This window comes from Halorubrum sp. CBA1125, from assembly GCF_009742825.1.
Classification (GTDB): Archaea; Halobacteriota; Halobacteria; order Halobacteriales; family Haloferacaceae; genus Halorubrum.
The window spans coordinates 1-7,541 of the sequence record NZ_WPCE01000141.1; the positions used below are offsets into that span (position 1 = coordinate 1).

8 protein-coding genes and 1 pseudogene are annotated in these 7,541 nt (G+C 69.7%); 7 read left to right on the plus strand and 2 right to left on the minus strand.

Annotated features, from left to right (window positions below):
• Nucleotides 1-204 precede the first annotated feature (204 nt).
• Nucleotides 205-1,298: pseudogene (locus tag GJ633_RS11905) on the plus strand (archaeosine biosynthesis radical SAM protein RaSEA).
• A 174-nt stretch (nt 1,299-1,472) separates the two neighbouring features.
• Nucleotides 1,473-1,676, plus strand: coding sequence for a hypothetical protein (locus GJ633_RS11910; RefSeq protein ID WP_156589002.1), 204 nt, complete (start codon nt 1,473-1,475; stop codon nt 1,674-1,676).
• A gap of 40 nt (nt 1,677-1,716) precedes the next feature.
• Here the strand turns inward: GJ633_RS11910 and GJ633_RS11915 are convergent, their stop codons facing one another.
• Complete coding sequence (locus GJ633_RS11915; protein ID WP_156589003.1) at nt 1,717-2,466, minus strand: 5-formyltetrahydrofolate cyclo-ligase; 750 nt, start codon at nt 2,464-2,466, stop codon at nt 1,717-1,719.
• A gap of 71 nt (nt 2,467-2,537) precedes the next feature.
• Here GJ633_RS11915 and GJ633_RS11920 point away from each other — a divergent pair, with 71 nt between their 5' ends.
• From GJ633_RS11920 to GJ633_RS11935, 4 genes are all read left to right on the plus strand, one after another.
• Nucleotides 2,538-3,254 (plus strand): DUF4013 domain-containing protein, encoded by a 717-nt coding sequence (locus GJ633_RS11920; RefSeq protein WP_156589004.1) that lies wholly within the window; start codon nt 2,538-2,540, stop codon nt 3,252-3,254.
• A gap of 148 nt (nt 3,255-3,402) precedes the next feature.
• Nucleotides 3,403-4,023, plus strand: a complete 621-nt coding sequence (gene engB / locus GJ633_RS11925; protein ID WP_156589005.1) for a GTP-binding protein EngB — start codon at nt 3,403-3,405, stop codon at nt 4,021-4,023.
• Between the two features lie 123 nt (nt 4,024-4,146).
• Nucleotides 4,147-4,530: a thioredoxin gene (locus GJ633_RS11930; RefSeq protein ID WP_156589006.1), complete on the plus strand. Its 384-nt coding sequence runs from the start codon at nt 4,147-4,149 to the stop codon at nt 4,528-4,530.
• A gap of 97 nt (nt 4,531-4,627) precedes the next feature.
• A complete protein-coding gene (locus tag GJ633_RS11935; RefSeq protein ID WP_156589007.1) occupies nt 4,628-5,545 on the plus strand; it encodes a PLP-dependent cysteine synthase family protein in 918 nt (305 codons plus the stop codon).
• Nucleotides 5,546-5,653: 108 nt separating this feature from the next.
• On the opposite strand, the gene GJ633_RS11940 is transcribed toward GJ633_RS11935, so the two are convergent.
• Entirely contained in the window at nt 5,654-6,802 is a 1,149-nt protein-coding gene (locus tag GJ633_RS11940; protein WP_156589008.1) for an acyl-CoA dehydrogenase family protein, read from the minus strand.
• 110 nt (nt 6,803-6,912) lie between these two features.
• On the opposite strand from GJ633_RS11940, the gene GJ633_RS11945 reads away from it, so the two are divergent.
• Nucleotides 6,913-7,541: RIO1 family regulatory kinase/ATPase (locus GJ633_RS11945; protein ID WP_156589009.1), on the plus strand; the 629-nt coding region annotated here is incomplete at its 3' end.

The window sequence follows — 7,541 nt, forward strand, 5'->3', positions numbered from 1 at the left end:
GTCGTCGCCGTCGCGCTCGGAGTCGCCCTCGCCGCCGGCTTCGGGTTCGGCGTCGAGCTCGTCCAGTCGGCGATCCCGTGGCGGTCGTTCGCGTGGACCGACGCCGCCGTCACGCCGCCGGCGCGGTCGTCGGAGCGGCGGCGTACGCGGCCCGCCGGCGGCGATGACGACACGGCTTTACGCGGCCGGGCGCTTGTGCCACCAATGAGTCAACCGAGCCCCGAGGCGTACGAGCAGGGGCGCGGGATGGACGCGCACAACGCCGTGATGCGCGACATCCGCGCGAGCGCTCGGAGACGTACGACCCGACGGAGCCCACGCGCGTGTGGCTCGACGAGGACAACACCCCCGACGGAGTGGTGACCTCGCTCACTATCATCCTCAACACCGGCGGCTGCCGCTGGGCCCGCGCCGGCGGCTGCACGATGTGCGGCTACGTCGCGGAGTCCGTCGAGGGGGGTAGCGTGAGCCACGAGGCGCTGATGACCCAGATCGACGCGTGCCTCGACCACGAGACCGAGAACGCGGACCGGCCCGCGGAGCTGATCAAGATCTACACCTCCGGATCGTTCCTCGACGAGCGCGAGGTGCCCGCGGAGACCCGGCGAGCGATCGCCGAGACGTTCGCGGACCGCGACCGGATCGTCGTCGAGTCGCTCCCGGACTTCGTCGACCGCGAGAATGTCGGCGACTTCGCGGAACACGGGATCGCGACCGACGTCGCGGTCGGCCTCGAGACCGCCACCGACCGCGTCCGCCACGACTGCGTGAACAAGTACTTCGACTTCGGAGACTTCGAGGCCGCCTGCACGGAGGCGGCCGCCGCCGACGCGGAGTTCGACGCGGACGTGGGGGTCAAGGCGTACCTCCTGTTGAAGCCCCCGTTCCTCGCGGAGCCGGAGGCGGTCGACGACATGGTCGACTCGATCCGGCGCTGCGCGGACGTCGACGGGTGTCACACCGTCTCGATGAACCCGACGAACGTCCAGCGGTACACGATGGTCGACGAGCTGTTCTTCGAGGGCGGCTACCGCCCGCCGTGGCTCTGGTCGGTGGCGCACGTCCTCGAGGCGACCGCCGACGTCGACGCGATCGTCGTCTCCGACCCCGTCGGCCACGGCTCCGACCGCGGCGCGCACAACTGCGGCGAGTGCGACGACCGCGTCCAGAAGGCGATCAAGGACTTCGACCGGCGGCAGGATCCCAGCGTCTTCGAGCAGGTCTCCTGTGAGTGCGAAGCGACCTGGGAGCTGGTGATGACAGAGGAGACGAGCTACAACATGCCCCTCGTTCGGTGAGCGTTCGGCCGGTTCGCAGCGCGCCAGCGTCAGATTCCAACCACGGTCCGAGAATACTTCCCACGAACGATCTCATAATTTGAAATTAACACAACAAAACTCCCCTTCAAAGCGGTTTATACTGAACGATCAGGTCGAAAAAGGCCCTTATACCTGCGGATACGAGGTACTACCATGAGCGCAGTCCCCAACGCATCCCGACCCTCGCGTCGGAAGTCGACCCTCTTTTGTGCGGTGTGCGGCTTCGAGAGCCCCGTCTCGGACGGGTGGCTCGTCGTCAGCGACGGCGACGAGCGGACGATCGTCTGTCCCGAGTGCGGACACGCCGCCGATCACCGCACCGAGCGGTCCGCGCCGGCGACGAAGTGCGCGGATTGAGGACGACGCCGCCTCGCTTTTCTCTCGGGAGCCGTCCGTCTTACCTCCGTCCGGTCTCGGGTGCCCGTTCGGCCAGGACCGGTATCTCCGCGATCCGCTGGTCGTCGAGGGTCTCCCAGTCGACGCCGTCCGGCCGCGCGTACGGCGTCTCGGTCCGGATCACGCGGGTGGGCGTCGCGATCAGGTCGATCGGCACGTCGTGCGGGTCCGGTTCGGGAGGATCCGCCGCGTCCGTGAGCACCGAGTCCGGCCCGTCAAGGACGGACAGCTCGTGGACCGTGGTGGCCACGGTCGTGTCGGCGTCGACCGCACCGATCTCGCGGAGCACGGCCCACTCCAGGTCGCTGTATCCTTCGCCCTTGCCGACGCGTGCGCCTCCCGTCGCGACCGCGACGGAGCCGGAGACGACGAGGTCAATCTCGGGGACGGCTGCCGGAGAAGTGGGCGTCCCGTGCGTCGAGATGCCCGACACCGTGGTGGCGTCGTCGACGTCGTCGACCGCCGCGGGGTCGAGCCGGAGGAACGGGTCGGGGTCTCGGAGCCGCGGCTGGGCGACGTAGACGGTCTTGCCGGCGCGGAGCGCGGCACGCCGCACCGGCAGCTGCGGCGCGTCGGGGTTACACTTCAGCGTCGACGCCGCCTCCCACTCCGGGGTGTCGGTCAGCCGGTCGCAGGCCGCGTCCGCCCCCGCGAAGTTCGGGATCCGGTCGTGGGGCGGGAAGGGGAACCGGGCCTCGCCCCGCTCGTCGAGCGCGTCCCAGACGGTTTCGCGGACGGCCTGTTTGTCCATGCGTCCGCTCGGTTCCGACGCCACCTGAACCCACCGCTGCGTTTATATATCAGATCGGTGTTGGTTCGGACATGCTCGAAGACGGCCTCTCGTACCCGGTTCGCGGCGACTGGATCGGCCGGATCCTCATCGGCGGCGTGCTCGGGTTCCTCTCGGTGTTCGTGATCCCCGCGTTCCTCGTGTTGGGGTACCTCGTGCGGGTGCTCGAACGGACGATCGACGGCGACGAGGTGCCGCCGGAGTTCACGGACTGGGGCGACCTCCTCGCCAAGGGCGTCGTCGGGACGGTGATCACGCTCGCGTACACGCTCATCCCGGTGCTCGCGTACCTGGTGTTCGTGTTCGTCGTCGTGGGAACCGGCGGCGCGGTCGGGGGCGACGCCGGCGCGTTCATCGGCGTCGTCGGGGTACTCCTGGCGCTCGCGTTCCTCCCGGTGTTGTTCCTCGTCTACTACGCGGTGCCGGCCGCGCTGACCGCGTACGCCGACCGCGGCGCGCTCGGCGCCGCGTTCGACGTCGACCTCCTGAAGCCGACGCTGCTCAGCACGGAGTACCTCGTCGCCGTGCTGATGCCGCTCGTCGTCGCGGTCGTCACGTGGATCGTCACGGCCGTGCTCGCGGTGACGATCGTCGGCCTCGTGCTCGTCCCGTTCGTCCAGTTCTACGGGCAGGTGGCCGTGTTCCGGATGTTCGGCTCCGCGTTCGCGAGCGTGAACGACCGGATCGAGGAGGGCTCGCCCGGCGGCGACGTCGGGGCGGTCGACGAGGCCGACTCGACCGTGGTGTGACTCCGTCAACGCGCGAGCCGTCGAACGCGCCTCCGAACGCGTGCCGGGAGTCCCACGCGTCTCGCGTGGCCTGATCCGTCTCCGTTTCCGCCGTCGATCTCGGCCCCGCGACGCGCCGTTTAAACCGCTCGACCGCCCACCAACGGGTATGTTCGAAGACCGGCCGGACCGCGACGCGGAGGTCGTCCTCATGGGGCGATCGAACGTGGGCAAGTCGACGCTGATGCGCGAGCTGACGGGACATGACTTCTCGACCGGCGGGAAGCCGGGCGTTACCCGCCAGCCGAACCACTTCGACTGGGCCAGTGAGGGGTTCATGTTCACCGATCTGCCCGGGTTCGGCTTCATGTCCGGCGTCGAGGAGGACCGCCGCGAGCAGATCAAGACCGACATCGTGCGCTACCTCGAGGACAACGCCGACCACGTCCTCGCGGGCGTCGTCGTGATGGACGGGAAGGCCGCCGTCGACATCATCGACCGACACGCGGAGCGCGGGAACGTCCCCCACGACGTCGAGATGTACGGGTTCTTAGAGGACATCGGCGTGGACCCGATCGTCGCGGTGAACAAGACCGACAAGATCGACGACCTCGACGAGCGGCTCGACGAGATCTGCGACCGGCTCGGCCTCTTTCCGCCGTGGCAACAGTGGTCGGACCGCGTCGCGCCGATCTGCGCGAAGCGCGGGGACATCGAGCCGCTCTTGGAGTGTCTCCGGGCGCGCTTTCACGAGCACAACCGCGACGACCTGCTGAAGTTCGTCTCCTGAACGACCGGGTCGTTCGTCCGTCGGACCGTGCGTGTCGTCTACGGCCGCCTCAGGCCCGTCTCCGCCCTCAACCAGGTTGCCACCGGCGCGTCGTTTACAAGCGTCGGCGTCGTACGCGGCCGTATGACCCTCGAAACGCTTCAACCCGGACCCGACGTCGACGTCGATATCGACGAGACCGTCCGTGACGCGCTCGCGGCCGGCGACTACCGCTTCAAGGTGTGGGGCGGCGACTGGTGCGGTGACTGCCAGCGACAGCTCCCCGCGTTCGGCGCGGCGCTGGCGGCCGCGGGCGTCCCCGACGACCGGATCGAATCGTACCCGGTCACGAAGGGCCCAGACGGCAAGGAGGGCCCGCGCGTCGAGGCGTACGGGATCGAGCGGATCCCGACCGTCGTGGTCGAGACCCCGGACGGCGAGGAGGTCGCGCGGTTCGTCGAGGAGGCGGAGGTCTCGATCGCCGAGGCGCTGGCTCGCCAGCTCGCCGACCTCGACGCCACCGCGTGAGTCCGTCCGAGACCGGATCGGCGCTCTCGCGATCGGCTCCCGTCACCCCTTGCCGCAGTCCGTCGGGCATTTGAGTGCCGGCCTCCTCCGTCGACGCATGCACGACGACGTTCTGGACGGGCTGGGCTCGCCGCTCGTGCGGGTTGACTCCCCGCCGGACACGACGGTGGCCGCGAAGGTCGAGTCGCGGAACCCGGGCGGCTCCGCGAAGGACCGCCCGGCGCTGTACATGGTCGAGGCGGCCGAGGAGGCGGGCGACCTCGAACCCGGCGACGGGATCGTCGAGCCGACCTCCGGTAACACCGGCATCGGGCTGGCGGTGGTCGGCGCGGTGAAGGGGTACGACGTCACGCTCGTGATACCCGAGGGGAAGTCCGTCGAGCGGCGGCGGCTCATGCGCGCGTACGGCGCGACCGTCGAGCTCGTCGACGGAGACATCTCCGCCGCGAAAGACCGCGCGGACGAGCTCGAACGCGAGGCGGGGATGGTCCAGCTCCGCCAGTTCGAGAACCCCGCGAACCCGCGGGCCCACTACGAGACCACCGGCCCCGAGGTGCTCGACCAGGTCGGCGACCGCACCGTCGACGCCCTCGTCGCGGGCGTCGGCACCGGCGGCACCGTCACGGGGATCGGCCGTCGCCTCCGCGAGGCGTTCCCGGACGTCCGGATCGACGCCGTCGAGCCGAGCGACAACGCCGTCCTCTCCGGCGGCGAACCTGGTGTCGACGAGTTCCAGGGGATGGGCCCGGGATTCGTCTCGCCGAACCTCGACACAGACCTCCTCGACGAGGTCCACACCGTCGACATCGAGGCCGCGGAGGCCGAGTGCCGCCGCCTCGCGAGCGAGGAGGGGATCCTCGTCGGGCAGTCCTCCGGCGCGTCGAACCTCGCGGCCAAGGACGTGGCCGCCGAGCTGCGCGATTCGGGCGCGTACGCGGGCACGGAGCCGCTCGTCGTCACCATCTTCTGGGACAGCGGCGAGCGGTACCTCACGGCCGGCACCTTCGACGCGTAGGGCACAGACGCGACATAGGGCACAGACGCGACGCGTCGGTGCGCGGATCGGCGGCGGCTGCCGTCGAGTCTCACGCGGGATCTCGCGTCGTCTCGACCGACCGGAGCCTCACAGCCCCAGTTCGCGGCCGATCACGACGTGCTGGATCTCGCTGGTGCCCTCGCCGATCTCCATCAGCTTCGCGTCGCGATAGAACCGCTGGGGGGCGAAGTCGGTGGTGTAGCCGTAGCCGCCGAGCGTCTGGACCGCCTCCTCGGCCACCTCGCGGGCGGCCTCGCTCGCGTCGAGCTTCGCCAGCGCCGACTCGCGAGTCACGTCTTCGCCGGCGTCGTACCGCGTCGCCGCCCGGTGGGTGAGCAGCCGGGCGCGTTCGATCTGGCGGTGCATGTGAACGATCTTGTCGCGGATCGCGTCGAACTTCGCGATCGGCTTGCCGAACTGCTCGCGCTCGCCGGCGTACTCCTTGGCGGCCTCGTAGGCGCCCTGCGCGAGCCCGACCGAGAGCGCGGCGATGGAGATCCGTCCCCCGTCTAACGTCTGCATCGTCTGTTCCCAGCCGTCGCCCTCCTCGCCGAGCAGGCGGTCGGCCGGGATCCGGACGTCGTCGAGGCTGACCTCGCAGGTGGGCGAGCAGTTGAGCCCCATCTTCTCCCAGACGGTCGTCACCTCGAACCCGTCGTCCGCGTCGGGATCGACGATGAACGTCGAGATGCCGTCGGTGCCCGCGTCGGGGTCGGTGACCGCCTTCACGAGGACGCTGTTGGCGACGTTGGCGTTCGTGATGAACTGCTTCGTGCCGTTGAGCACGTACTCGTCGGCGTCGGCGTCGTACTCGGCGGTCGTCTCCATGGCCGACGCGTCCGAGCCGCTGCCCGGCTCCGTGAGCGCCCACGCGCCGAGCTCGCCGCCCTCGGTCAGCGGCCGGAGCCACCGCTCTTTCTGCGCCTCGGTGCCGAACGTCTCGATCGGCTTCGCGCCCAGCGAGACGTGCGCGGCGTACGAGAGGCCGATCCCGCCGGAGACGCGACCGATCTCCTCGGTGACGAGCGCGTACATGAGCTGGTCGCCGCCGAGCCCGCCGTACGACTCGCCGATCGGGATGCCCAGCACGTCGAGGTCCGACAGCGCCGCGAACACCTCCGCGGGGAACCGGTGGTCGTCTTCGATCTCCTGGGCGATGGGGCGGATCTCCGCCTCGCAGAACTCCCGGACCGTGTCGCGGATCAGCCGGTGTTCGTCGGGGACCTCGAAGTCCATGCCGGGACCTCGCGAGCCGGCGATATAAACCATGCGAACGGTTGTGATGGACGGGGCGTCCGTCGCGGACGACGTAACCATTTATCCCTCGCGGTCGCATCGGATCCGCCATGGCTTTCCGGCAGCTCGTGCGCGGACGGGTGGACTGGCCCGACCTCGAGCGGGTCGTCCGCGAGCTGGCCGACCGGTACGACCGCGAAACAATGCGCGTCCGGTTCCTCGACGCCGACAACTGGCTGTCGACGCCGATGGTCGTCGACGACGATCTCTTCGTGAAGGTGATCACCCCGCAGAACACGCTCGTCCACACGCTGTTCACCACGGGGCGGAACCTGGGCGCGTTCTCGGCCGGCACCGAGGGGTTCTTCGAGCGCCACGAGACCCCCTACGAGATGGCCCGCCACGAGCTGGAGGCGACCCGTCGCGTCCGCGAGCTCGGCGTCAACGCGCCGGAGCCGATCGAGGCGCTGTCGGTCGGCGACCTCGGCGTGCTCGTGTTGGAGTACCTCCCCGAGTTCCGGACACTCGACGAGCTCGATCGCGCAGACGTACAGGTGCTCGCCCCGGCGATCTTCGACACCCTCCGGCGGATCCACGACGCCGGGCTCGCCCACGGCGACCTCCGCGCGGAGAACGTGCTGGTCCGCGACGGCGAGATCTACGTGATCGACGCGACGAACGTGAGCGAGGACGGCCGGGAGTCGGCCCGGTCGTACGACCTCGCGAGCGCGCTCGCCGC

Bases quoted from the DNA above. Each gene is read 5' to 3' on its own strand.
- GJ633_RS11910 (WP_156589002.1), top strand. From the start codon at position 1,473: ATGAGCGCAGTCCCCAACGCATCCCGACCCTCGCGTCGGAAGTCGACC.
- GJ633_RS11915 (WP_156589003.1), bottom strand. From the start codon at position 2,466: ATGGACAAACAGGCCGTCCGCGAAACCGTCTGGGACGCGCTCGACGAG.
- GJ633_RS11920 (WP_156589004.1), top strand. From the start codon at position 2,538: ATGCTCGAAGACGGCCTCTCGTACCCGGTTCGCGGCGACTGGATCGGC.
- engB (WP_156589005.1), top strand. From the start codon at position 3,403: ATGTTCGAAGACCGGCCGGACCGCGACGCGGAGGTCGTCCTCATGGGG.
- GJ633_RS11930 (WP_156589006.1), top strand. From the start codon at position 4,147: ATGACCCTCGAAACGCTTCAACCCGGACCCGACGTCGACGTCGATATC.
- GJ633_RS11935 (WP_156589007.1), top strand. From the start codon at position 4,628: ATGCACGACGACGTTCTGGACGGGCTGGGCTCGCCGCTCGTGCGGGTT.
- GJ633_RS11940 (WP_156589008.1), bottom strand. From the start codon at position 6,802: ATGGACTTCGAGGTCCCCGACGAACACCGGCTGATCCGCGACACGGTC.